22 protein-coding genes and 2 tRNA genes are annotated in these 23332 nt (G+C 63.4%); 10 read left to right on the plus strand and 14 right to left on the minus strand.

The window, feature by feature from the left end:
* Positions 1–108 precede the first annotated feature (108 nt).
* The 11 genes from Q4I12_RS01055 to Q4I12_RS01105 all read right to left on the minus strand — a co-directional run bounded on the left by Q4I12_RS01055 (position 109) and on the right by Q4I12_RS01105 (position 10712).
* Positions 109–588 (minus strand): hypothetical protein, encoded by a 480-nt coding sequence (locus Q4I12_RS01055; protein WP_302260134.1) that lies wholly within the window; start codon positions 586–588, stop codon positions 109–111.
* Positions 589–595: 7 nt separating this feature from the next.
* A complete protein-coding gene (gene dcd / locus Q4I12_RS01060) occupies positions 596–1207 on the minus strand; it encodes a dCTP deaminase (protein WP_289615924.1) in 612 nt (203 codons plus the stop codon).
* Positions 1208–1414: 207 nt separating this feature from the next.
* Complete coding sequence (locus Q4I12_RS01065) at positions 1415–2179, minus strand: DUF4875 domain-containing protein (protein WP_302260135.1); 765 nt, start codon at positions 2177–2179, stop codon at positions 1415–1417.
* A gap of 49 nt (positions 2180–2228) precedes the next feature.
* Complete coding sequence (locus Q4I12_RS01070) at positions 2229–2438, minus strand: helix-turn-helix domain-containing protein (protein ID WP_289615922.1); 210 nt, start codon at positions 2436–2438, stop codon at positions 2229–2231.
* Positions 2439–2446: 8 nt separating this feature from the next.
* The gene (locus Q4I12_RS01075; RefSeq protein WP_302260137.1) at positions 2447–4378 is read right to left on the minus strand and encodes a terminase gpA endonuclease subunit; all 1932 of its coding nucleotides are present in this window, start codon (positions 4376–4378) and stop codon (positions 2447–2449) included.
* The gene (locus tag Q4I12_RS01080) at positions 4378–5115 is read right to left on the minus strand and encodes a hypothetical protein (protein ID WP_302260139.1); all 738 of its coding nucleotides are present in this window, start codon (positions 5113–5115) and stop codon (positions 4378–4380) included. The genes Q4I12_RS01075 and Q4I12_RS01080 overlap by 1 nt, the downstream gene beginning before the upstream one ends.
* Positions 5102–6445, minus strand: coding sequence for a site-specific DNA-methyltransferase (locus Q4I12_RS01085; protein ID WP_297159787.1), 1344 nt, complete (start codon positions 6443–6445; stop codon positions 5102–5104). Before Q4I12_RS01085 ends, Q4I12_RS01080 begins: the two co-directional genes overlap by 14 nt.
* A gap of 8 nt (positions 6446–6453) precedes the next feature.
* On the minus strand, positions 6454–7929 hold the full coding sequence (locus tag Q4I12_RS01090) for a CHC2 zinc finger domain-containing protein (protein ID WP_302260140.1): 1476 nt from the start codon (positions 7927–7929) through the stop codon (positions 6454–6456).
* A gap of 252 nt (positions 7930–8181) precedes the next feature.
* Positions 8182–9768, minus strand: a complete 1587-nt coding sequence (locus Q4I12_RS01095; protein WP_302260141.1) for a DNA primase family protein — start codon at positions 9766–9768, stop codon at positions 8182–8184.
* Between the two features lie 382 nt (positions 9769–10150).
* A tRNA-Pro gene (locus Q4I12_RS01100) sits at positions 10151–10227 on the minus strand.
* Between the two features lie 409 nt (positions 10228–10636).
* A tRNA-His gene (locus Q4I12_RS01105) sits at positions 10637–10712 on the minus strand.
* 220 nt (positions 10713–10932) lie between these two features.
* Between Q4I12_RS01105 and murA the strand changes: the two genes are divergently transcribed.
* Positions 10933–12183, plus strand: a complete 1251-nt coding sequence (murA, locus tag Q4I12_RS01110; RefSeq protein ID WP_204625079.1) for a UDP-N-acetylglucosamine 1-carboxyvinyltransferase — start codon at positions 10933–10935, stop codon at positions 12181–12183.
* Positions 12184–12205: 22 nt separating this feature from the next.
* The gene (locus Q4I12_RS01115) at positions 12206–12961 is read left to right on the plus strand and encodes a BON domain-containing protein (protein ID WP_302260143.1); all 756 of its coding nucleotides are present in this window, start codon (positions 12206–12208) and stop codon (positions 12959–12961) included.
* A gap of 145 nt (positions 12962–13106) precedes the next feature.
* On the opposite strand, the gene Q4I12_RS01120 is transcribed toward Q4I12_RS01115, so the two are convergent.
* Both Q4I12_RS01120 and amrS read right to left on the minus strand, forming a co-directional pair.
* The gene (locus Q4I12_RS01120; protein WP_300644436.1) at positions 13107–13610 is read right to left on the minus strand and encodes a cob(I)yrinic acid a,c-diamide adenosyltransferase; all 504 of its coding nucleotides are present in this window, start codon (positions 13608–13610) and stop codon (positions 13107–13109) included.
* Positions 13607–14617, minus strand: a complete 1011-nt coding sequence (gene amrS / locus Q4I12_RS01125) for an AmmeMemoRadiSam system radical SAM enzyme (RefSeq protein ID WP_302260145.1) — start codon at positions 14615–14617, stop codon at positions 13607–13609. Before amrS ends, Q4I12_RS01120 begins: the two co-directional genes overlap by 4 nt.
* 282 nt (positions 14618–14899) lie before the next feature.
* On the opposite strand from amrS, the gene purM reads away from it, so the two are divergent.
* The 5 genes from purM (at position 14900) to Q4I12_RS01150 (ending at position 18625) form a co-directional block, all read left to right on the plus strand.
* Positions 14900–15961 carry a phosphoribosylformylglycinamidine cyclo-ligase gene (gene purM / locus Q4I12_RS01130; protein ID WP_006008254.1) on the plus strand — a complete coding sequence of 354 codons (1062 nt, stop codon included), beginning with the start codon at positions 14900–14902 and terminating at the stop codon, positions 15959–15961.
* Between the two features lie 71 nt (positions 15962–16032).
* Positions 16033–16392 carry a hypothetical protein gene (locus tag Q4I12_RS01135; protein ID WP_168936101.1) on the plus strand — a complete coding sequence of 120 codons (360 nt, stop codon included), beginning with the start codon at positions 16033–16035 and terminating at the stop codon, positions 16390–16392.
* 248 nt (positions 16393–16640) lie between these two features.
* Entirely contained in the window at positions 16641–17108 is a 468-nt protein-coding gene (locus Q4I12_RS01140) for a YccF domain-containing protein (protein WP_239464943.1), read from the plus strand.
* A gap of 76 nt (positions 17109–17184) precedes the next feature.
* On the plus strand, positions 17185–18021 hold the full coding sequence (locus Q4I12_RS01145; RefSeq protein WP_302260149.1) for an HD domain-containing protein: 837 nt from the start codon (positions 17185–17187) through the stop codon (positions 18019–18021).
* Positions 18005–18625 carry a hypothetical protein gene (locus tag Q4I12_RS01150; protein WP_302260151.1) on the plus strand — a complete coding sequence of 207 codons (621 nt, stop codon included), beginning with the start codon at positions 18005–18007 and terminating at the stop codon, positions 18623–18625. The genes Q4I12_RS01145 and Q4I12_RS01150 overlap by 17 nt, the downstream gene beginning before the upstream one ends.
* A gap of 518 nt (positions 18626–19143) precedes the next feature.
* On the opposite strand, the gene Q4I12_RS01155 is transcribed toward Q4I12_RS01150, so the two are convergent.
* Positions 19144–20004 carry an SDR family oxidoreductase gene (locus tag Q4I12_RS01155; RefSeq protein ID WP_302260153.1) on the minus strand — a complete coding sequence of 287 codons (861 nt, stop codon included), beginning with the start codon at positions 20002–20004 and terminating at the stop codon, positions 19144–19146.
* A 106-nt stretch (positions 20005–20110) separates the two neighbouring features.
* Here Q4I12_RS01155 and Q4I12_RS01160 point away from each other — a divergent pair, with 106 nt between their 5' ends.
* The 3 genes from Q4I12_RS01160 (at position 20111) to Q4I12_RS01170 (ending at position 23266) form a co-directional block, all read left to right on the plus strand.
* Positions 20111–20908, plus strand: coding sequence for a sirohydrochlorin cobaltochelatase (locus tag Q4I12_RS01160; protein ID WP_168936105.1), 798 nt, complete (start codon positions 20111–20113; stop codon positions 20906–20908).
* The gene (locus Q4I12_RS01165) at positions 20905–21744 is read left to right on the plus strand and encodes a hypothetical protein (RefSeq protein WP_204674460.1); all 840 of its coding nucleotides are present in this window, start codon (positions 20905–20907) and stop codon (positions 21742–21744) included. The genes Q4I12_RS01160 and Q4I12_RS01165 overlap by 4 nt, the downstream gene beginning before the upstream one ends.
* A gap of 331 nt (positions 21745–22075) precedes the next feature.
* Positions 22076–23266: an MFS transporter gene (locus Q4I12_RS01170; RefSeq protein ID WP_302260157.1), complete on the plus strand. Its 1191-nt coding sequence runs from the start codon at positions 22076–22078 to the stop codon at positions 23264–23266.
* Positions 23267–23332: the final 66 nt, after the last annotated feature.

Raw genomic sequence — 23332 nt, forward strand, 5'->3', positions numbered from 1 at the left:
TTTTCACACTGCCCTTTCACGCCGGATTCAGGCGCGAAAGCGTCATCGGCTGATGAGCATACCAGAGAAAAACATGGGGCCGGGGAAAGATCCCCAGCCCCATGTACGCTATTTCTTTCTGGCATCCAAAATGAGCGCCACCCCGATCGCGATAACCAAGCTGATCAGCAACGTCACCGCGACGATTGGCTCATATAAAGAACGGCCAGGTGGTGTTTCGCCGAGACGGTCACAAATCTCTTTGATCAGGAAAAAGATAGATGGACCAAGCAACAAGGAGAACAAGCCGATATGCTTGATGACGGCAAACCAGTCAAATCCTGGGATCACCTGATGCGCAAAGTCCTCTGCAAGAACCTTGATATCCGCAACAACTTTTTCCTGATTTTTGAAGATGTATGCATCAATCGCCTGCTGGGGGATATTATCTGAAGGTAGCCCTAAGGCCTCATAGTGGTTCTTCAGGTTCTGCCGGGCTACCTCCTGTATCAGATACTCCTTCATCTGGGGCGTACCCATAACAAAGCGGATGAAGTTTTTTCTTGCTCTGCTAGGGCTTGCGATCAGACCGGTTATCCAGCGAAACATGATGGATCTAATGGGAAGAAGCCAGTTCGGCGATACGGCGTTTCAGGAAATCAGAAAGCGGGTTGGGTTCATCAGAGGAAGGCAGGCTCATCCCCTCAATCCCTACATGATCTTTCAACACTTCCATATTATAGCGCTCAGGATACGCGCGCGTCGCAGGCACAGTCAGACCGTTCAGTTCCAGCTGGCAAATCTTCAAGCCGGCAGAAAGGGTCACGGTTATGGGACCAACATTTTTGATCAGGAGAGGCATGTGACCAGAGTAGCCAGGATTGATATAGGCAACAAAGACCTCGATCCCCATCATAAGCAAGCTGTTCTTACCCAGGATCTTTCCGTTGCAGTCTTGCGGGATAACCAGCTTTTCCAATGTGCTGGCCGTGATCGTTTCACCTGGGCGCAAGGCATAGCCATCCACAAAACTGATATCAGTATGGCGAATCTCCGCCAGCTGTTCCTTATCACGGGGATCAACTTCTCCCGCCACCAGCAACTGCCCCTTTTCGCCCAAACGCAGATCCACAGATGCCGGCTGGATCTGCGAAAGTTCCAGAGGGCTGATCTGCAAATTCCCGCTGCGAAGCAGGGCAAAAATATTCATATCGGACAGGACAGACATACGGCCCCCTTTTGAGGTTTCCACTCAGTGAAATGTGTTTCCGCTACCTAGTCCAAAAGCTTCTTTTTGACAATCATCGCACTCTTGCGCCAGGAGCCAAGTAAGTAACCCTTCAAAATACTGTGTATTTTGAAGGGTTAGGAAGCATTCTGACGCAAACTTGATTTTTTTTCAATGACAAAAATCAAATCTTCCCCAGGAAGCAGGTTACCTCCGCACCTCCAGAGCACCTTCCACGCGCACCGGTTGTACCGGCTCACGCAGGTTCAGGTGGGGCTTCAGGCTGCCATCCTTGATGCCCATGCGCCTGGCGATGGCCGCCTTGAGTCTGGGCTCATCGGTCAGGCCGTCAGCCGTCTGGAAGCGGCCGCGCAATTCCGCCCACAGGCGCAGATACTCCAGCTCCTGGTCCGAGAAGCCCCGGGGAGCCGCCGACAGGTCACGCCAGCCCTCACGCGAAGGCCGGTACCAGGCACGGGCCAGCTGCAGCTCGCCAAAAGAACTGGCCGCCTTCTGGCAGATCAGGCGCACATCCACCGCATCCACGCCCAACTCCACCTGGAACTGCCGGGCCGCTGCCATGACCGTGGCCGCAAGGTCCGCCTGCGTCGCTGCCGCCTGTGAGCCGGCCGGGACCAGGATGATCGTTGCCGTATCACCATTTTTCTCCACAGACACCTTCTTCACGGCCAGCGGATGTCCTGCAATCCCAGATTCAGTGGCCACGTCCGGAGCAGTATCCGCCGCGGGAGCCTGCGTTGCTGCAGGAGCATTCGTGGCCGGCGCCTCCGGTTGCGGCCCCACCACCATACCCAGGCCAAGGATGAAGACCAGGCCGATGCCCAGCCAGCCCAGGAAGCCCCTGAGACGGGTCTTCTTCTTGCAAAAAAACGCCGCACGCGGCGTGATCAGGCTCGCAATGGCCATGATGACCGCGATGAGCAGTCCCAGAACCGCAATATTCTGCCACATCGTGTAACCTCCCTTGTTGGCTCAAGCCTATCAGCAGGGGGACGCTGTTTCAATCGGCCCCTCTATGCTCCTTGATATATTTTTCTATAGACGCTTCCGTGACCTGCAATCCCTTGCGCGTGCCGATACGGATGGCGTCCAGATCTCCCCGGGCCACCAGCTTGTAGACGTAGGATGTGCTGCATCCCAACAAGGTGGCCGCCACCGCCACATTGACACGGCGCATGCCGTGCAGTCTCACGCTACTGTTCTTCGGCATGGCGCCTCCTAATAATTGCTGCCACGTTGCATGAAGGCCGGCCGGCCGGGAAGCTGTCGCGCCGGCAGGGGCCGGGCCGGCAACGGGCGCTGTTGCACGTGGGGTCTGGCCGGGGCCGGCGCCGCGACCGGTTCCACGATCTCCTGTCGCGGCTGCCTGGACTGCTGCTCGCTTTGCTCCACGATGAGCTGGAACGAAGGCAGCCAGGAGCCGTCCACACAGGCATCGGCCATCATCACGCAGTCCAGGTAGTGGTTGCTTTTCCGCAGACGCTTCCAGACCAGGTGCCCGTTGCGGTCCCGTTCCAGGACCTCCGCCGTGATCTGCCGTGCGAACGTCTCATCCGTCTTGCTGTGCAGGGTCATGGGCTGATGAGCATCCATGCGCAGGCGCCCGAAGACGAGCCCCTTGAAATAGTGCGTATCCAGCAGATAAAGCCAGAGCCCGCCCGGGATGCGCATGCGGGAGCTGGGCAGGCGGTCGATCATGGTGGCCCGCACCGGCGTATGCGACTCACGGCTCAGGCCCTTGCAGGCGAACAGCCGCCCCTGCCCATGCCGCCGCACGAAGGTGTAGACCTCCTCGGTGCGGGAGACCACGGCATCATCCAGGCGCGTGCCGCCGGAGTCGATGCCCGCCCGCCAGATGTGCAGGCTCTGGCCGGCCCGGGGCGACCGCGTCTCAAAGGGGTAACGGGTGTCCATCAGGGCCTGTACGGCCGGCCAGTCCGTCAGACGACCGTAATCGATGAGCACGGACGACATGTCCGGACGCCAGGCCTTGACCACATACCAGAAACCGCGCGCCTGGACGTCGATGCCGGCCGTCAGGGCCACCGCATCTCCGGGCACGGTCCGCGGAGGCAGCTCCGGATCGACCAGGGAGAGGATCTCTTCCTCCTTGGACTCCATCTCGACCATACGGAACGGCAGGGCCCACATGCCGTTGATGTACTGCTGCTTGGTTGCCGGGGAGTCGGAACGCTCCGCCGCCACCTTTTCGGCCACCACTTCGGAGATACTGACGTTGGCCGACAGGATTGCCGGCAGCAGGAAGCCGATGGAACGCGGCCGGGACACGGGTTCTTCCGCCTCCCAGTGGCCATGCTGCACAGCCTGGTCGCGCAGGTAATCCGTCCAGAGGTAGCCGCACTCGGCACAACGGTACCGCCCCAGACGGCGTTCCTTGATCTCGCGCGGACTGGCGCCCTTTTCCAGCAGCACCAGACGGTCCTCGATCATGGGCTGGTATGCCTGGCAGGCAGGACAGCGCACCAGGTAGTGCCGCAGCTCATCCATCTCCGAAAGTGCTTGTGCGATGCTGCATTCCTCGCCGCCGATGGGCTTGGAGACGCGAAGGATCTTGCGCTTGCGGGCATAGGAGCGTGTCCGTTCCTTGAATTCGGCCACCGGCACGCCCTGTCCGGCTATCTGCTTGTACAGGGCCTCTTCGTCCAGGAACAAGTCCTGGATGGAGATGGAGGCTCGCTGGCCAGGAGATTGCGCACTGGCCAGGAACAGGGATGTCCCGTCCCGGAAACCAATGCGCTGCGCTCTGACCTTGCCCAACATCCCCCGTACCCCCGGAGAAGACCTGAACATGGGCAACAGCTTGAGCTGGGCCACCTTGCCCATCGCATCGTCGTCCTGCATGGCCAGCATGCGCGGCCCGGGACGGCGGGCGACGCAGTAGCAAAGCGCCGCGTGCATGACCAGGGTCTTGCCCGTCTGGGCACTGCCGCACACCACCACTTCTTCCACCCCCGGGGCGCTCCAGGCATCCATGATGCCCACCAGATACGGGTTGACGTCACGCCGGTAGCGCCCGCCTGCATGCGGCCCGTCCCGGACGATGAGGTTACGCGCCGCCCATTCCGAAAGCGGCACATACGGCTGGCGGGCAAAAACATGCCGCTCTCCGGCCGTAAACTGGAATGCCATCAGGCATCCTCTGGTCCGAGATCATCGCCATCCTCGGAACCACCAAAACTCATCTCGCCGCTCCAGGCATCCATCCAGTCCGCTGTTTCATCACGCCACCAGTCCATGAAGGCTTCCAGCATGGCCGGATCGCCGCGCACGAGATCGATGATCTCGCCGGCTTTGCGTAGGCCGAAGTTCTCGATCTCGTTCCTGAAGAACAGGGCCCGCGCCGCCAGGGCTTCCTCCACCTCGCTGCGCGGTACGAGCGTGCCCCGCTCCTTCTCCAGCTTCAGACGGCTGCGCTCGGCATTGATCTTCTTCATCTCGGCATCGGCGGACAGGCGGCTGACCGTCACATCGGTCAGCTCCCGCTGCTCCTGCCTGGCAAGGGGCTTGAGGTGGGCCGCGGCGTAGGCCAGCAGGGCGCCTTCTTCATAGCCGTCAGGTGTTCTGGCCACCTTGCCGGCCAGCACGTCCCGGTTGAATTGCGACGTGGAGACCTTGAAGCCGGCATTGGTCAGGAACTCCACGCTCTCCTTCTGGGTCTTGATCACTATCCCCACGAAACCACCTCCCTGTTGCAGCCGCCGGATCTCCTCCTCCACGGCGCCTTTGGCCCGCCTGAAGGCCGCGATGTTCTCCTGCGTGGCGTCATCCCGCAGCCGGGCCTTGGCCTGTTCCTTGGCCTTGAGCAAAAACGCCAGGTCACTGGCCGCGCTCTGCCGGGCCAGATCGAGGACATCATTCTGCACCATGTTCCACCTCCTGGGGATAAGAGATACGGCTGCCGGCCAGTACAGCCACCTTGCCGGTCTGCTCCTGCCAGCGCCGGATGATGACGTCCGCATAACGCGGATCATACTCCATCATGTTGCAGCGTCTGGCCAGCCTCTCCGCAGCGATCAGGGTCGTGCCGCTGCCGCCACAGAGGTCGACGACCAGTCCGCCCCGCGGCGACGAATTGGCCAGCATGCGTTCCACCAGGGCCACAGGTTTCATGGTGGGGTGCAGCTCAGATTTTTTGGGCTTGGGCTCCGAGAGGATGCTGCTGGCCAGGTCCTCCACCACCAGGTCTTTGCCGCTGATTCGGAGGATGCTGTCGCCGCTGGCCACCTGCCAGACGTTCTCGGAGACTTTCTGCACCACGCTGCCCGCGAAATGTTCAAAAAATGAGCGCTGCTTCCTGTCTCCGTACCAGACGTGCTTGCCCGTAGGCTTCCAGCCATAGAGGATGGGCTCGTGCTGCCAGTGGTAGTCGCCACGCCCCATGACGAGCTGGTTCTTCTTCCAGATCAGGCAGCAGGAAAGCTTGAACCCGACGTTTTGGAAGGCCGACCTGAAGGCCATGCCGTCACCGGCTTCGGAATGGGCCACATAGATGGCCCCGCCGTCCACTAGGACGTCGTAGGCACTGTTCATGAGGTCGTACAGGAACTTTAAGAATTCCGCAGGGCTCATCTTGTCGTTTTTGATCTTGCCGGCCGGGGAGCTGTAGTCGACGTTGTAGGGAGGGTCTGTCCAGACCATGTCCGCATGCTCACCAGACATGAGCGTGGCCACGTCCGCAGGCTGGGTGGAGTCACCGCACATGAGCCGGTGCATGCCCAGCTGCCAGACCTGGCCTACCTGACAGACAGGAGGTTCCCTGAATTCAGGGACGCTATCCGGGTCTTTCTCTCCGGAGGCCACCGCATCCAGAAGGATGGCGTCCAGCTCCCGGTCATCGAAGCCGGTCACGCTGAGATCTGCCAAAGCAAGGCGAAGCTCGGCCATCTCGATGCGCAGGGACTCATCGTTCCAATCCGCCCACGTGGCGCTGCGGTTGACGAGCAGGCGGAACGTCCGGATCTGCGTCGGCGTCAGGTCATCAGCGACCACCACCGGGATCTCCTGCATCCCGAGTTGCACCGCCGCCAGGTAGCGGAGCTTGCCATCTATGATCTCACCGGCAGAACTCACCAGAATGGGAATGCGGAACCCCCATTGCTGCAGGGCAGCAACCATCTTCGGCAGTGCCTTCTCGTGCTTCTTCAGCTCGCGTGCGTAAGGGGAAAGACGCTCTGCCGACCAGGTCTCGATTTTCATATTCCCTCCTAGAACTCTTCTGTATCATTGTATTTTTCAACATCCATGAAATTTCGAGCCGTTACGATGTCGTGTTTGTTGCGAGACAGCCAGACCATGATCTCTGGATGGTCATCCCGGAACTGAAAAAAACGGTGGATCACGCCGGGATTCGCATGGGACCAGGGATAAGGGTAGACGAAAGAAAAGCCGCAAACGTTCCCCTGCGCGTTGCGCTCACGGATGTACTTAATGGGATAGCGCTTCCACATATCCCAGAATTCCAGGATGGCATCCGTGGGACGATCTGGATCTGCGGCATAGGCTGCAGTGGAATCCAGGATCTCTTCTTCCTCATCCACGAAGGTGGCCTCCTGGATCTCCGGTTCCACAACTGCTGGCGTGGCCCTGTCCAGAGTCAGACGCAGCCCCTCGGGGAGCCCGGACAGCAGCCAGAGCCGCATGTCTTCCCCCTTGGCAAAGGCATCACCCGGGTCTTTCCCCACAGGGACAGGCCACCTTTTGGCCGTGGGGAACGTCTCCTGCCAGCGTGGCCAGCCCTCAGCTCCGGCATCATCGGCATCCAGGGCCACCAGGATCACCAGTGAACCCGCCAGCCGCTTGTAGAGCTGGGCTGGGAGGTTACGCACATTGCAGGTCCCCAGGGCAAGACAATGCACCAGGTCGCTGGCCTGTGCGTTGAGCATCAGGGCATCCAGCTCTGTCTCCACCACCACGACGGCACCCTGTCCATCCCGCAGGGGCGTGGTACACTCCAGCCACAACGGCTGCATCTCAGAGCCCTCGACCACATGATATTTGTGGTCCGGATTGAACTCGGCCCGGTCCGAATCCAGGCGCCGGATGCGCAAGCGCCTGACCTCATCATTGACCACTTGAGGGATGACGATCCCGCGCGGCAGCCAGAGGCGCTTGGGCTTGCCGTCATCCTTGAGCACATCCGGCAACCCCCAGGTCGACCGGGGCCTGATAATGCAATTCTTCCCCCGTTCCCCCGGATTGAAACCCAGCCTGTACCGACGGGCCGCTGCGGCATCGATGCCGCGGGCGGCCAACCAGGCCAGATGTTCCTGACTGCGCTGCAAACAGGTCTCTGCCCAGCGCACAAAATTGCCGGCACAGGTCCTCCACGCGGCCACGTCCACATCCTTGGGCCCCGTATTCTCCACAGACTCGAAACGATTTTTCTCCGCCCGCTGGGGCAGGGAGGGCGTCTTCACAGCCCAGGCAGCAGACGCCACGCCAATACGCGCACAGGCATCGGCATAGGACATCTTGGCGTAGTCACGCAGGAACTGGATGCCGTCCCCCTTGGCCCCGCATTCCCTGCACCAGTAGTAGCCCCGCCCCTCTCCACGGGCGGGCCAGATGCTGCACCGCTTCGTCCCGCCACAGGCAGGGCAGGTAGAAGCCCATTCGCCGGCAGTTTTTTTCTTGGGCTCGAAGCCCTGTTCACGGAACAGATCGATGATGTCAGCAGGCATAAGGGGCCCCCGAAAAACATCCTGAAAGGTCCTGCAAGATGTCCTGGACATATCCTTTTGTTTTTTCAAATAAAAAAAGGAAACAGGACAATAGGACATGAGCACGGAATAGATACCAGCCCCATGAAAAAGCATTTCGCATTGGCCCCTCCATGAAGACGTCATATCCTCCTGACGCAGCTATCCTACCGAAAGTAAAAAACTTTCGTTCAGGACCTCGCCCCTTCAAAATGTCCTGGCAAAAAGGAAAGGTCATACCGTCTTGCTCTTGAACTTGTGACCGAAATCGGAGAACTGCTTGCCGTAGTAGTAGGTGTGGCCCCCGACTTTCCTCTTCTCCAGCTTGGCGCCAATCTGGCGCCCGAAGATGTGCATGCTGGGTATGTATTTGGGATTGATATATTTCTTGTACCATTCCTTGAACACCTCATAGAGCTCTGTGGCCTGGATGCGGTCCTCCGGCAGTTGGCTGTCCACCAGGCACTGATCCACGAACACCTGCATGTCGTCCTCATCCACACGGTATTGCTCGGTGGCCTTGGTGATCGCCGCCGGAGCGACCAGCCCTTCTGCCCGGTAGAGCAGACAGCCACGGACCAACCAGGCTAGGATGCCGGGGTACTCATCCTCCAGCTCCCTCTCCAGGTACGGGTTGCGAGGGAGTTCGAACTCCCCCTTGGGCTGGTCCACGAAACGGAAGGGGAAATTGATGAGCTTGAGCCGTTCCCAGAAAGGCAGGTCATGCGCTGGGGCCGATGGCAGGAAGTTGGTCAGCAGGAACAGGGTATGCGTCGGCCGGAATTCCGTATTCTGCTTGTCCCAGAGGTAGCGCCCGGTCAGAGAGTCAGAGCCGGAAAGCAGCTTGACCTGCGCTGTCGAAAACCGGCGGTTCTCGTTGGTCTCAGAGGCCCAGATGATCCGCATGCCCTTCATGTTCATAATGGTCGGGCTGGCTGAATCGGGGTCTTTGGGGATCTTGCGGTCCAGAAGAAGCTCCGCTGGGACAGGGCCCATGTAGGGACCGAGCACCTTCTTGAGCGTCTCCATCACCACCGTTTTGCCGTTACGGCCCCGCTCCCCGTAGAGCATGAGGAACAGGGGCTCCGTGGACTGACCGGTGATGGCATAGCCCAACACTTTGTGCAGCCAGGGCAACACCCCTTCCGAGGCACCGATAATCTGCTGGAGGGTCTCCTCCCAAAGCGGCGCAGGTTCGTGCAGGCCTTTCCACTCCACCGGACAGTAGCGCAGGATGTAGTCTTCAGGACGCCCCGGGCGATGCTCGCCTGTCCTGAGATCTACCACGCCGTTGGCCACACCCAGCAACCAGGGGTCCGTGTCCCAGACATCCGGCTTGGATATCAACGGATCGCTGTTGGCCAGAGTGAACTTCACGCAGGCATTGACCCCCCTGGAACTGTTCAACCAGGAGGCACGCTTGTGCAGAGCCTCTGCCTTCGCTCTCAGATGGTTGGCCCGTTCGTTGTCACCACCCTCACCGGCATCCTCGGCCAGTTGCTCATAGTGGGCAGCGACTTCCCGGTATTTATTTCCCACCTGTTCCACCGACGCCTCGACCATATGAATATGGGTGCTGCGCCAGTGATGATCCTCCCAGCAGTACCAGCTCTTGCTCTCTGGGACATACGTCAGTTTCCCCCGGAACAGGGCGGAGTGCAGGAGCCCATCACCTTTTTCGGAAAAGGTGGCGCACTTGGCCACGAAGTCAGGTGTAATCGCGTCTTTTTTGTCGGCAGGTTTCGCCTTCGCCTTTTCAGACTCCACCTGCTTGGCCACGCGATTGGCCATTTCTTGGAGCTGACGGTCAGACTCAATCATTGGTATCTCCGCGGATATGGTCCCAAAATCCCAGAAAAACTATCCCGAAAAATCCCCGGCCTCTCGGGCGACCGGTTCGGCCCCTCGAGGGGGGGGCTCTGGAAGGACCCGCTGCAGAATGAAGGCAGCAGATGCGGATAGGAGCTTTTGCTCTGTCTTTTTTATAAGGAGGGGTGCGGGGAGGGCAGGCGGCGGCTTTTTGGGCGCGTTGCGCCAAAGAGGTCGCGCCAGCATAGCTGGCGCCCCACAGAGATGCAGGGCAAAGGTGAATAGCTGCGATTAGGGAAAACTCGACCAATCCATCCACAGGCATGGTCGCAATTTGGTCGCAAAAACGAAAAGAGGTTACACCACACCTGTAGTGTAACCTCTTGATTTTATTTGGTCGGAGCGACTGGATTCGAACCAGCGACCCCCTGCTCCCAAAGCAGGTGCGCTACCATGCTGCGCCACGCTCCGTGATGGGATGTTTTGTACGCAAAAGGCCCTGCTTTGGCAAGGGCGGCCCGTCTGGAGGCCAAGGGCGTTGCCTGCCCTGAGGGAAAAGCCGCCTCCTGCGGGACAGGACCGCGGACCTCTCTCACTCGCCAGGCAGATGACGACCGCGGACAGGGCTCCATCTATAGATAAGGACGAGAGGGAACACGCGGGACGGGCCAGTCTCTTCCCTCCCCGCCGGAAAAGGATCTCCCGGAGGCCCTTTCCTGCGAACGAGGCATATCCCCTTCCGTGCACACGAGAATAAAGCCGGGATTTGTCCTTTCGGACTCCCGGCCCGGGCTCCCGGCACAGCGCCGCTGAGGGGCTGTCAGGCCGTAACCAGCGGCAGAAAAAGAAAAACCCCGCTCGAAAGCGGGGGATTTCCTTATGGGGCGAAAGATGGGACTTGAACCCACGGCCACCTGGGCCACAACCAGGTGCTCTACCAACTGAGCTACTTCCGCCGTAACGAAGACGTGTATACGCACATCCCGAAAAATATGCAAGCAAAAATTTACATTTCTCTTTCTGGATTTTTTATAGAAAAAAAACTAGCATCCGATACCGGCTCCAAACACCGTGTTTTGCCGGAGCACGGACCAGCCCCCGCACGGGGACGGGACCGCTGCCGCAACCCCCAGCATGCGCCGCAGGCCGGAGCCTGCAGGCCGCACGAGGATCCTGATGGACAAGCTTATTATCGAAGGCGGTACGCCGCTCAAAGGGACCATAGATATCAGCGGCTCCAAGAATGCCGCCCTGCCCATTCTTTTTGCCGGCATCCTGCTGGACGCGCCCATGGTCTACACCAATGTGCCCGACCTGCGCGACATCCATACCACCATCAAGCTCCTGAACGTGCTGGGCTGCTCCTGCAGCTATGACGATCATCGCGTGGAGCTGAAGCCCGGCAGCCTGCTGCCCGAGGCTCCGTATGATCTGGTGCGCACCATGCGCGCCTCGGTGCTCTGCCTGGGCCCGCTGCTGGCCCGTATCGGCCAGGCCCGCGTGGCCCTGCCCGGCGGCTGCGCCATCGGCGCCCGCCCCGTGGACCAGCACCTGAAGGGCCTGGAGCTCATGGGCGCCACCTTCGAGCTGGAAGAAGGCTACATCATGGGCCATTGCGACAAGCTGCGCGGCGCCCACATCACCTTTGACATGCCTACCGTGGGCGGCACGGAAAACCTGCTCATGGCCGCCGTGCTGGCCGACGGCGAGACCACGCTGGAAAACGCGGCCCGCGAGCCCGAAGTGGTGGATCTTGCCAATTTCCTCATCTCCTGCGGCGCGCAGATCGAAGGCCACGGCAGCAGCACCATCCGCATCAAGGGCGTCAGCAGCCTGCGCGGGACGGAATATGCCATCATGGCCGACCGCATCGAGGCCGGCACCTTTTTGGTGGCGGCGGGCATCACCGGCGGCGAGCTGCTGCTCAAAAACTGCCCCTTCACCGAACTGGAATCCGTCATCGCCAAGCTGGAAAGCATGGGACTGGCCATCGAGCAGCGTCCCGAAGGCGTGCTGGCCCGCTACCAGGGCGTGCTGCGCGGCGCGGACGTGAAGACCCGCCCCTACCCCGGCTTCCCCACCGACATGCAGGCCCAGATCATGGCCCTGATGTGCCTGGCCGAAGGCTCCAGCATGGTGGAGGAGAGCATCTTCGAGAACCGCTTCATGCATGTGCTGGAGCTGGTGCGCATGGGCGCGGACATCAAGATCTCCGGCCATACGGCCATGGTGCGCGGCGTCAGCCGTCTGACCGGCGCCCCGGTCATGGCCTCGGACCTGCGCGCCAGCGCCTCGCTGGTGCTGGCCGGCCTGGCCGCCCGCGGCACGACCCATGTCCAGCGTATCTACCATCTGGACCGCGGCTATGAACGCATCGAGAACAAACTCAACGCCGTGGGTGCCCGCATCCGGCGTGAAAAGGAATAGCGCTCCGGCGCAAGGAGGATACATGCGTTACATCGTCCCCCTGCTGCTTCTCTGCTGCCTTATGCTCAGCAGCGGTTGTGCCTCGCTCTACGGCGTGTACGACGACCAGCGCCTGAGCGGCACCATCAGCGATGACAAGGAAATTTCCCTGGGCATCAAGTCCGACCTCATGGACGCCAATCTTTCCCAGGGCTGGGGCATCAAGGTCTACTGCTATTACGGCCATGTCTTCCTGGTGGGCGAAGCTCCCGAAAAGATGCGCTCCCAGGCCATCCGCATTGCGCGCCGCCACAAGGGCGTGCGCTCCGTCACCTCGCACTGGTTCACGCCGGCCAAGAGCGACACCGGCGACTTTGTCCTGGCCACCAAGCTGCGCACGGAACTCATCGGCACCTCGGGCCTGAGCTCCACCCGCATCGATACGGAAGTCAACGCCGGACGCGTGGTGCTGCTGGGCGTGGTCAAGGATGAGGCCGAGCGCAAGCTGGCCATCCGTGCTGCGCGCCAGGTGGAAGGCGTCAAGCAGGTCATCAGCTATCTGATGCTGCCCCAGAAGCAGGCCGACATGCCCGTGCCCAAGGGCCAGGTGGTGCCCGGCGCGGGCCAGGGCACACAACCGGCCGCCACGCCCGCCGCGGCTCCGTCCACGGAACCGGCCGCCCAGCCCGCGGCCCAGAACGTGCCCACCATGCCCCCGGCCAACTCCTCGCACAAGCTGACCCCGCCCACGGCACCGCCTCCGCCGCCGGTGGGCGACGAGGCCGCCGGGGCCGTCTAACCCAAACTCCCCAGGATCTTCGGGGCCACGCCCCGTCATGAACGATCTTCCTTCATACGAAGGGCCCGCTCCAGTGATGGAACGGGCCCTTTCCTTTTTTAATGTGCACGGCACGGGACGGCCGCTGCCGACAAAACGTCCCGCCCTAGAATTCGATGCCCGGCGCGGCCTTGATGCCCGCCCGCCAGGGATGTTTGATCTCGCCCATCTCCGTGACAAGATCGGCGGCTTCCACCAGCCAGTCCGGCGCGTCCCGGCCGGAAAGCACCAGATGGCACCGGGCACGGCGCGCCGCGTCCATGAGCCCTTCCACTTCGCTCCGTTCCAGGATGCCCGCTTTCAGAGCGTAGAGCGTCTCATCCAGCACCAGCAGATCCAGGCGTTCCAGACGCTGCCGGGCCCAGTCCAGTGTGGCCAGGGCCGCTTCCCTGTGGGCGGGGCGGTCTTCCTCGCGCCGCAAAAAGCCCTTGCCGCCGGCCAGAAAATCATCTCCCAGCAGGCGCGCGAGAACGGTCTGTTCCCCGGCACAGCCCGGCTGCTTCATGAACTGGCCGAAACCCACGGCAAAATCCCGGCCCAGGGCCCGCATGGCCTGCCCGATGCAGGCGCTGGTCTTGCCCTTTCCGTTGCCCGTATAGACGATGATCATAATTCCCATACTCCCGGCAGCTTGCTGCCGCATCGCGGACAGACGCCTGTGTCCGTCCTCATGATAACCTGCCATCCCTGCCGCTCCAGGCAGGGGGCGCCACACTGCGGGCAGAGCGTGTCGCCGCCGCCCGCGCAAAAGACATTGCCCGTATACACGAAGCGCAGTCCCTCTTCCAGACCGATGTCCCGGCAGCGCCGCAAGGTCTCCGCTCTTGTGGCCGGATGATCCGTCATGCGGTAGGCGGGATGGAAAGCCGTCACATGCCAGGGCGTGTCCGCGCCCAGCTCGTCGCGGATGAAGCGTGCCAGCGCCCGCAGCTCCGCCTCCCCGTCATTGAGACCTTCCAGGATGAGGGTCGTCACCTCCAGCCACCAGCCCAGCGCGCGCATCCGCACCAGATTGTCCAGCACGGGCCGCAGGCGGGCACCGCAATAGTGATGATAGAAGTCCTCGCTGAAGGCCTTCAGGTCGATATTGGCCGCCCGCACCAGGGGCCCCAGCAGCTCCAGACAGCCGGGGCTCATGAACCCGTTGCTCACCAGGAGGGACGGCAGGCCCCGCTCCCGTCCCAGCGCGGCCGTGGCCGCCAGCAGTTCCACGAAGACCGTGGGCTCGTTGTAGGTGAAGGCCAGGCTGCGGCAGGCAGTGCGCAGGGCCGCCTCCACCAACATCTCCGGCGTGGCTTCGTGCCCGCGGATGCGCTCCTGCTCCAGCGGGTCACGGGAAATATGATGGTTCTGGCAGAAGCGGCAGGAAAAATTGCATCCGGCACTGCCCACGGAAAAGGTCCGGCTGCCGGGCAGGAAATGATACAGGGGCTTCTTTTCCACCGGGTCGGCCTGTACGCCCGTCACCAGCCCGTCCACCAGCGAGAGCGGATGCCCCTCGTGGTTGCAGCGCACACCGCAGCGTCCCCGCTGCCCCGGCGAGAGCACGCAGGCATGGGCGCAGAGCCCGCAGCGCAGCCTGCCATCCGTCAGCCGTGTCCACAACATGCTTTCCATAACTGTCCTCCCTGACGGCCTGTGCCGGTCTGACGGCCGGTGGCACTGTCCCTCTCGGCCCGTCCGCATCACCTGCACCGGACCGTCATCCTCCATGTACGGGCCCGGCCCTGCCGCCCGAAGAAAACAGGAAGCCCGCCACTCCGGTATATCAGGGGAAAATCTCGGCTGCCACGAGAAAAAAGGTGACCGAAAATCTCCCCCTGCCGGGATTTCCCCCAAAAAGCTGCTTGGGATTCGGCAAATTTTTTGCTAGGGTGTCTCCCACCAAGGAGGATACTCATGTCCACAGATCGCGCAAAAGCATATACCGAAGCCGGCGTCGATATCCAGGCCGGCAATGATCTCGTGGCGCGCATCAAGCATCTGGTGCAGCGCACGCATACCAAGGGGGTCATCTCCGACATCGGGGGATTCGGGGGCCTGTTCAGACCTGAAATCGGCAACATGAGCGACCCCGTGCTTGTTTCGTCCACCGACGGCGTGGGCACCAAGCTCAAACTGGCCTTTGCCTTCAACAAGCACGATACCGTGGGCATCGACCTCGTGGCCATGAGCGTCAACGACATCCTGGTCCAGGGGGCCACCCCCCTGTTCTTCCTTGACTACTTCGCCACCGGCAAGCTGGATGTGGATACCGCCCACACGGTCATCAGCGGCGTGGCCGAAGGCTGTCGCCAGTCCGCCTGTGCCCTGCTGGGCGGCGAGACCGCCGAGATGCCCGACATGTACGGCGATGGCGAATATGACTTGGCCGGCTTCTGCGTGGGCATCGTGGACAACGCCAAGCTGGTGGACGGTTCCGGCATCCGCGTGGGCGACAAGATCGTGGGTCTGGCCTCTACCGGCCTGCACTCCAACGGCTTCTCGCTGGCCCGCAAGATCCTGGACAAGAGCGGCCTGGGCCCGGACGATCCCTTCCCGGGTGCCGACGGCGCCACCGTGCGTGACGTGCTGCTGGCCCCCACCCAGATCTATGTGGAAGTGGTCCGCTCCCTGCTGCGCGACCTGGACGTGCGCGGCATGGCCCACATCACCGGCGGCGGCTTCTACGACAACATCCCGCGCGTGCTGCCCAATCAGGTGGAAGCCCACATCGACTTCGGCAGCTGGGAAATGCCCCCGGTCTTCAAGTGGCTGCACGAAGTGGGCGAACTTTCCTGGCCCGAGATCCTGCAGATCTTCAACGGCGGTATCGGCTACGTGCTGGTGCTGCCCGAAGAGCAGGTGGAAGAGACCATCAACCGCATCCAGGCCTTCGGCATGTCCGCCTGGTCCATCGGTACCATCGCCCGCCGCAACGGCGACGGCGAACAGGTGGTCGTCAACTTCGACAAGGCCTAGCCTCGTCCTGCATCCGATCCTCAAGGGGGAAGGCCTGCGCCTTCCCCCTTTTTTCTTAGCAAAGGACTTCCATGAACGGCAAAGCATGGCTGGGGCGGCTCCTGCCCCGCAAGGCCCCGGGCCCCGCAAAGGCCACGCGCAAGGCCTCCCGCCGTCCGTCATCACCGCTGCGGGAACTGGAGCGGGAACAGGCCGCGCTCCGGGCCCGGCTCGATGCGCTGGGGACGGCCCTCGACGCCGCGTCCGTCGCCCTTCCGGAACAGGAACGCACGGCCCTCCGTCAGGTGCGGGACGAGGCCCGCGCCGTGTGCGGGCGTGCCCGCGGCCGTCTTGCCGCCTTCCGCAAGACCTGCTGGCTGGTGGTCCTGATCCAGCTCTGTCTGCTGGCCGCCATGCTGGCCTCCTTCCATTTTTTCCTGCCGGAACTGTAGCCTTTCGCCATTTCCGGCCCGCTCTCCTTCCATGACGGGTACGGCCGGGATCATTGCCTGATCCTGCCTGGCCTCCTGCCCGACGGCCATCCTGCGTGAGGGCTTTCTTCCTCGATGGAGAGAGGGAGATGACCGCTCCATGCGGCATCTTCCCCGCACGCTTCGCCCATCCCTCCCCCGGCACATGGACAGTCCCCCCGCCCCCGTGTAGCATGGATGCTCCATCCACGTTTTTTCAGGAGTTTCCCATGCAAGCTCTGGGCTGTCTCGGCAATGTCCTCTGGTTCTTCCCCTTCGGTCTGGGTACCGGCCTGCTCTGGTGCATCGCGGGCGTGTTCTGCTTCATCAGCATCATCGGCATCCCCTGGGGCCGGGCCTGCTTCGTCATGGCCGGTTTCGCCTTCATGCCCTTCGGCCGCATGCCGGTCTCCCGTGACGTCCTTACCGGCGAAGGCGATATCGGCACCGGCCCGCTGGGCACCGTGGGCAATATCGTCTGGCTGCTGCTCTGCGGTATCTGGATCGCCTGCGGGCATCTGCTCTCGGCCCTGGCCTGCGCCGTGACCATCATCGGCATCCCCTTCGCCTGGCAGCACGTCAAGCTGGCTGCCCTGGCCCTGTGCCCCATCGGCAAGACCATCGTGGACGCCCGCGTGGCCGATGCCGCGGAACAGGCCGCCGCCTGGCGCCAGGCCAGCGGGCAGTTCCGGCGCTGAGGAAAAACAAGGGGCGACGCTGCCCCAGCACCGACGCCCCTTGCCTCCCTCCCGGCCGGGGCGTACACCCACAGACATGAACACCGCATCCCCCGTCCTGCCGGACATCAGCCGTCATGAAGCCTGGTTCGCCGCCTACGCGGCCCGTGAGCGCGAAAAGGAATGTCGTCGCGACGGCGGCGATCCTTCGCCCATGGATCTCAAACTGCACCACACCATGCAGGTGCTGGCCCATGCCCGTGCCATCGTCGCGGGCGGCCGCTTCGCACCGCCGCTGGACCGCGCCTGTCTGCTGGCGGCCCTGTACCATGACGTCGCCCGCTTCGAGCAGTACCTGCGCTGGCATACCTTCCGCGACCGGGAGTCCTGCAACCACGGCCAGTGGGGCGTGCGCATCCTCAAACGCGAACAGCGCCTGAAGGACGAAACGCCCGCCGTCCGCAAGCTGGTGCTCGCCGCCGTGGGCCTGCACAACCGCTTTGCCCTGCCCGCGGGCCTGCCGGAAGGGATGGCCCGCATCTGCCATGCCGTGCGTGATGCCGACAAGCTGGACATCCTGCGTGTCATGGACGAGCATCTTTCCGGCCCGCGGCCCTACTGCCCCACCGTTGTCCTGAGCCTGCCCGATGATCCCGCCCTCCACAGCGACAAAGTGCTGGACGATGCCCTGGCCGGGCGGGTGGCGGCCTATGCCGACCTGAAGAGCGTCAACGATTTCCGGGTGCTGCTGGGGACATGGTTCTACGACATGCACTTCCCGGCCAGCCGGGCCCGCTTCGTGGCTGAGGGCCACGCGCGCCGTCTGCTGACGGAGCTGCCCGCCACACCGGCCTATGCGGCGGCCCGTGACCACCTGCTGCGCTGTCTGGATGCCGTCCCGACCACGGAGGCCCCTGATGCCTGCCTGTCCTAGCGCTCCCTGCTTCTCCCCGGAGGCGACCGGCAGCGTCCCCCTGCTGCGCGACCTTCTGTCCGATGCCGACGTGACCCGCCTGCACACCTTGCGCCCGGCCCCGCCGGTTCCCGGCCTGTACGCAGCCCTGTGCCGCCGGGTGCCCTGGCCGGACGTGAGCCGTGCCCTGCCCTGCAATGCCCTGCCCGACCTCCCCGGAACGACGGCGCAAGCGCCCTTTGCGTCCCTGCCGGAACTGCCTGCGGGCTCGCTGGAAGGGCTGCGCCTGGGCTATGTGCTGTTCTCTCTGCCCTGGCCCGATGCCGTGAGCCTGCTGCGGGCCTGTGCCCTGGCGGCACGGCAGCTCTGGCTGGCGGACTTCATCCTGGCCGAACGCAACCTGGGCCTGCCTGCGGCCCTGCTGCGACGCCTCCTGCCCGGTTTCCTGCCCTGGGGGCCTGCGACGCCCGCCCGTACCTGGCTGCGGCGTGGCGGGCTGGAAGGGTGCCTGCGTGATGCCGGGCTGGCCGCGGCACAGCGCCGCACCCTGCTGGCCGGGGCTGCCGCCCTGATACGGGTGGCGCCCGTCCGCCTGCAGGCGACGCCACGTCCGGCGCGCCCCTGATACTTTTTGGACGGAACAAGTCCCCCACCGAAAGACCGGCGTTCCTCTCCTCCTTGGCGGAAAGCCGGACGTCACCGCCGATACCCGCAGTAAAGGAAGCCGGACACGATCTCCGCCGCCTCCATCTGCCGGAACAGCTCTGTCGCTCCTCCTGCCCGGCCATGCAGGCTCATCGCCCGGCCATCTCCGGCTGGCGGTCTCGGTGCACGCCTCTCTTGGCCCATCAACAAAAAAACAGGGAGCCGCAGCCCCCTGTCTGTGAGAAAGGCCGCCCGAAGGCGGCCTTTCAGGTCCAAACCATGCAAGTCCGGAAATATGTCATCCCTCTGCACTATGGAGGGCTTTGCGTCCCTGATCCGGCACAGGAAGGTCGTGCTCCCGCATGCCGTGAGCCTCTCAAGATCTATGCCCCACTGCCATCGACGGCCCGCAGGAGCGTCTCTCGCCCGGAGCTCTTCTCCGCGCCTCCGTGCCCGGGAACGTGCCGGTGAACGACCGCTCCCCGTGCCGGATACCCTTTAGGCATCGAACGGGTCGCAGAAAAAATGCTCCCGCAGGGCCTGTGTCCAGGGGCGCGGATGCATCCCCAGATACTCGGAAAGCTTGCCGCAGTCCAGTACCGTATAGGGCGGACGCGGCGCTTTTTGCGGCCATTGCGACGAGGGGATGGGCTCCACGCGGCATTCGTTGCCGGCCAGGCCCACGGCTTCGCAGGCCAGCTCGCACCACGTGGCCTGACCGCTGTTGACGGCATGCCACAGGCCGGTGGCCTGACGTTCGGCCAGCATGATGCTCCACAGGGCCAGATCCAGCGAATAGGTGGGCGAGCCCGTGCGGTCGTCTACGATGGTGATGCTGTCGCGCCGGTGGCAGGCATTGAGGATGTCGTCCACGAAATTGCGCTTGCCGGGGCCGAACAGCCAGCCCGTGCGCACCACGCAGGCCCGCTCGGGCAGGGTCTGCAAGACGGCCTGCTCCCCGGCCAGACGGGTCTTGCCGTAGACATTGAGGGGCGCCGTGGCGTCTTCTTCCCGCCAGGGGCTGCCGTGCTGGCCCGAAAAGACCAGCCCGGAACTGAAGTGCACCAGATGGCCTTCCCCGCGGGTCTTGAGCAGGCAGGCCAGAGTATGCGGCAGGGTGCGGTTGTAGAGCAGGGCTTCGTCGGGATGGTCCTCGGCATCGTCCACCGTGTTCCAGCCAAGGGAGCTGAACACCACGTCCGGCGCGCAACTGTCCAGACGGGCCTGCAGGAAGTCCGCATCCAGGATGTCACCGTCCGAGCGTTCCAGCGATTCCACCGACCAGCCGCGCCCCAGCAGGACATGGCGCAGGGCCTGCCCCAGCAATCCGGTGCAGCCCTCCAGAACCAATGCTTTCACGAACAATCCTCCAAAGTATAGCGCACTGTAGCCTCCCCTCTGCCCACGGTCAACCGTGAGGCGCTCCGTCTTGCCAGCGTGCGTCAAGTGTCGTACACCAGCAGAGATGAAAACCGCTATCCTGTTGGTCGCCTACGGTACGAGCAGCCCCCAGGGGCGTGGCTCGCTGCGCCAGTTCGACGCCTGGGTGCGCGAACGTTTTCCCGGCATTTGCGTGCGCTGGGCCCTTTCTTCGGAGCTGCTGCGCACCCGTCTGACGCGTGCCCGGCAAAAAAACGATTCCGTGCTCAAGGCCCTGCGCCGCCTGTGCCTGGAAAATTTCACCCATGTGGCCGTGCAGCCCCTGCAGATCATCCCCGGCAGCGAACATACCGACGTGCGCGCCGATGCTGACGAGGCCGGGCGTCTGGACGGCCTGCATGTGAGCATAGGGACGCCCCTGCTGGCCTGTGACGAGGACATCCGGGCCGCCGCGCAGGCCGTGCTGGCCCACCTGCCCGAAGAACGCCGGGCCGACGAGGACGTGGTGCTCATGGGCCACGGCAGCCGCAAGCAGGCCGTGACCGCGTATGCGGCCCTTGCCGGGGCCGTGCAGGCCCTGGACGCCCGCGTGCATGTGGGCACCATGAGCGGTGCCCTGGAGCTGGAGGCCCTGCTGCCGCGCCTCACGTCCCGCCGTGTCTGGCTCATGCCCCTGCTCTCCGTGGTGGGGCGCCATACTCTGGAAGACATGGCCGGGGACGCGCCGGATTCCTGGCGTTCCCGCATCGAGGCCGCCGGCCACACCTGCGCGCCCGTGGTGCGGGGCACGGCCGAATACCGCGCTTTTGCCGATATCTGGCTGCGGCATCTGGAAGATGCCGTAGCTGCCTTGCCAACTGTCAAAAAGGATGAGGAAAAGTGAAGAATGTCCTGCGCCTGCCGCTGGCCCTGCTGGTCTGCGGCCTGATCTCTGCCTGTGGTCTGATGGGGGGCAACGGCAGCGCCGACCTGACGCCTGTGGCACAGGCAGCCCCCGCTGCCAAAGCCAATGCCTTCAACCCCTGGATGAACAAGAGCCTGCCCAACACCCGTACCCTTTCCGCTGAAGGCATGGCCATGGTGCAGGCCATGGGCGCCGACCGCCAGAGCATCGAGGACGAGGCCGCCTACCGCCCCCACTGGCGCGAAGAGATCTACCCCGTGTTCTTCGGCAACAAGACGGCCCCGCACGAGATCATCGTGCTGCTGGACTTTGCCTCGCCCGACAGCGCCCGCGTCTGGCAGGCCGTGCGCGATGCCTCGGCCAAGCTTTCTCCCGCTGACGCCAAGATCGCCGTTTTTGCCAAAAATTCGGAAAACTACGGTACCGACCTCATGGGCATGGGCATCTGGATCAGCTATGAGCGCAAGGGCCAGGCCATGGACTACATGAGCCACGCCCTCAGCGAATGGAACCGCATCAAGGCCGCCCAGAAGAAGCAGGGGCGCAGCGTGCCCTTCACCAACGAGTACGATGCCACCGTCAAGCCCAGCGACCTGCCCATCCACTACGCCTATATGGGCAAGCTGCGTCCGGCCGTGCCTTCCAGCCAGGAACTGGACGTGGCCCGCTACTGCTACAATGCCGGCAACGTGAACATGTACCAGGCCGTGCAGATCTCCCGCTATTACGGCGTGAAGCGCATCCCGGCCGTCATCGCCGACGGCAAGGTGCTGGCCTCGCCTTCAGCCTCGGACATCGTGTCCGCCCTGCGCTAGGCACGCTCTCACCGCATTTTGCAAGGACGGGTCCGCAAGCCGGGCCCGTCCTTTTTTGTTGCCCGTTGCCGGACGAAAAGCGGGCCCTGCCACCACACGGCCCCGCGCGATGCCGCGGTGCGGGCTGTGCCGCGTATACGGTTGAGCCGCAGCGCGCCCGCCGCCTCCGTGACGTGGGCAGACGGCAGGCCCTCCCGGAGCTGTCTGCCGGCCCTGTGCGAAAAAAGCCCGCGCCCCGCCGGTGGACGAAAACGGATTTCATTGCACATCGGGCGGAACTTGGTTAGCACGGAACCACGCCTTCGTTCACACGAGGGCATGGAGTTCCCGTATGCCCAAAAAAGTTTTTGCCCCCGGCAACCGCTGGCTGGTTGCCTATCTTGCCTTCCTGAGCGCCTTCGCGCCCCTTTCCACCGACATGTACCTGCCGGCCCTGCCGCACATGACGCAGGCCCTGCAGACCACGGACGCCCTCTCCAGCCTGAGCATCTCCTGCTTTTTGCTGCTCTTCGGGGCCTCCATGCTCTTCTGGGGCCCGCTCAGCGACAAATACGGCCGCAAGCCCGTGCTTTACACGGGCGCCCTGCTCTATGTGGTCTCCAGCCTGTTCCTGGCCCTGGCCCAGTCCATCTGGCCCCTGCTGTTCTGGCGCGCCGTGCAGGCCATCGGCAGCGGCGGCATCAGCGCCATGGCCCTGGCCATCGTCAAGGACGTGCTGCGCGGCCGGGCCATGGAAAAAGTCATCACCTGGATCCAGACCATCACCATCCTGGCGCCCATGCTGGCCCCGGTCATCGGCGGGGCCCTGCTGGCCGTCACCGACTGGCGCGGCATCTTCGCCTGCCTGCTGCTCTGCGGCCTGCTGGCCGGTGCCGGGACACTGCTGCTGCGCGAGACCATGACACACCCGGTGCAGGGCAATGCCTTCCGCACGCTGGGCCGTCTGCTGGTGGTGCTGCGCCACCGGGGATTCCGCTGCCTGCTGCTGCTTTTTTCCGCCACCAGCATGCCCTTCATGGCCTATCTGGCCCTTTCCTCCTATATCTTCCAGGGCCTGTTCGGGCTCTCGCCCCAGGCCTACAGCCTGTTCTTCGCCTTCAATGCGGGCATGAGCATGCTGGGCCCGCTGGCGCATGAGCGTTTTTTCCGCACCGCGCCCCGGCGCCTCTTCTTCTCGGCCTATCTGGGCATCGTCGTGGTGGCCGGGCTGGGCCTGCTGCTGGTGGGGGATCGGGGCCCCTTCATCTTCGCCCTGCTCTGCGCGCCCATCAGTTTTTGCGGCAGCGCCCTGCGCCCCCCGGCCACGGTGCTCATGCTCAACCAGATGCGCAGCGATACCGGCAGCCTGACGGCCCTCATCAACAGCGGCGGCCTGCTGTTCGGCAGCCTGTCCATGCTGCTCTGCGCCCTGCCCGTCTGGCCCGGCCCCGTGGCGGCCCAGGCCCTCATGGCCATTCTGGTGGGTCTGGCCTGCCTGCTGGGCTGGCTGTGGCTGGACAGCCACAAGGTCTACGAAGGCTGATCGCCGCGCTCTTTCCCGGGACATCCCAAAAATCTCGACAGGGGATCTTCCCGCACCTGCCGCGGC

Source organism: Desulfovibrio piger, assembly GCF_951793255.1.
Taxonomy (GTDB): Bacteria; Desulfobacterota; Desulfovibrionia; order Desulfovibrionales; family Desulfovibrionaceae; genus Desulfovibrio.

Excerpts from the sequence above, each read along its gene's own strand:
- Q4I12_RS01055 (WP_302260134.1), bottom strand. The coding sequence starts at position 588 with ATGTTTCGCTGGATAACCGGTCTGATCGCAAGCCCTAGCAGAGCAAGA.
- dcd (WP_289615924.1), bottom strand. The coding sequence starts at position 1,207 with ATGTCTGTCCTGTCCGATATGAATATTTTTGCCCTGCTTCGCAGCGGG.
- Q4I12_RS01065 (WP_302260135.1), bottom strand. The coding sequence starts at position 2,179 with ATGTGGCAGAATATTGCGGTTCTGGGACTGCTCATCGCGGTCATCATG.
- Q4I12_RS01070 (WP_289615922.1), bottom strand. The coding sequence starts at position 2,438 with ATGCCGAAGAACAGTAGCGTGAGACTGCACGGCATGCGCCGTGTCAAT.
- Q4I12_RS01075 (WP_302260137.1), bottom strand. The coding sequence starts at position 4,378 with ATGGCATTCCAGTTTACGGCCGGAGAGCGGCATGTTTTTGCCCGCCAG.
- Q4I12_RS01080 (WP_302260139.1), bottom strand. The coding sequence starts at position 5,115 with ATGGTGCAGAATGATGTCCTCGATCTGGCCCGGCAGAGCGCGGCCAGT.
- Q4I12_RS01085 (WP_297159787.1), bottom strand. The coding sequence starts at position 6,445 with ATGAAAATCGAGACCTGGTCGGCAGAGCGTCTTTCCCCTTACGCACGC.
- Q4I12_RS01090 (WP_302260140.1), bottom strand. The coding sequence starts at position 7,929 with ATGCCTGCTGACATCATCGATCTGTTCCGTGAACAGGGCTTCGAGCCC.
- Q4I12_RS01095 (WP_302260141.1), bottom strand. The coding sequence starts at position 9,768 with ATGATTGAGTCTGACCGTCAGCTCCAAGAAATGGCCAATCGCGTGGCC.
- murA (WP_204625079.1), top strand. The coding sequence starts at position 10,933 with ATGGACAAGCTTATTATCGAAGGCGGTACGCCGCTCAAAGGGACCATA.
- Q4I12_RS01115 (WP_302260143.1), top strand. The coding sequence starts at position 12,206 with ATGCGTTACATCGTCCCCCTGCTGCTTCTCTGCTGCCTTATGCTCAGC.
- Q4I12_RS01120 (WP_300644436.1), bottom strand. The coding sequence starts at position 13,610 with ATGATCATCGTCTATACGGGCAACGGAAAGGGCAAGACCAGCGCCTGC.
- amrS (WP_302260145.1), bottom strand. The coding sequence starts at position 14,617 with ATGGAAAGCATGTTGTGGACACGGCTGACGGATGGCAGGCTGCGCTGC.
- purM (WP_006008254.1), top strand. The coding sequence starts at position 14,900 with ATGTCCACAGATCGCGCAAAAGCATATACCGAAGCCGGCGTCGATATC.
- Q4I12_RS01135 (WP_168936101.1), top strand. The coding sequence starts at position 16,033 with ATGAACGGCAAAGCATGGCTGGGGCGGCTCCTGCCCCGCAAGGCCCCG.
- Q4I12_RS01140 (WP_239464943.1), top strand. The coding sequence starts at position 16,641 with ATGCAAGCTCTGGGCTGTCTCGGCAATGTCCTCTGGTTCTTCCCCTTC.
- Q4I12_RS01145 (WP_302260149.1), top strand. The coding sequence starts at position 17,185 with ATGAACACCGCATCCCCCGTCCTGCCGGACATCAGCCGTCATGAAGCC.
- Q4I12_RS01150 (WP_302260151.1), top strand. The coding sequence starts at position 18,005 with ATGCCTGCCTGTCCTAGCGCTCCCTGCTTCTCCCCGGAGGCGACCGGC.
- Q4I12_RS01160 (WP_168936105.1), top strand. The coding sequence starts at position 20,111 with ATGAAAACCGCTATCCTGTTGGTCGCCTACGGTACGAGCAGCCCCCAG.
- Q4I12_RS01170 (WP_302260157.1), top strand. The coding sequence starts at position 22,076 with ATGCCCAAAAAAGTTTTTGCCCCCGGCAACCGCTGGCTGGTTGCCTAT.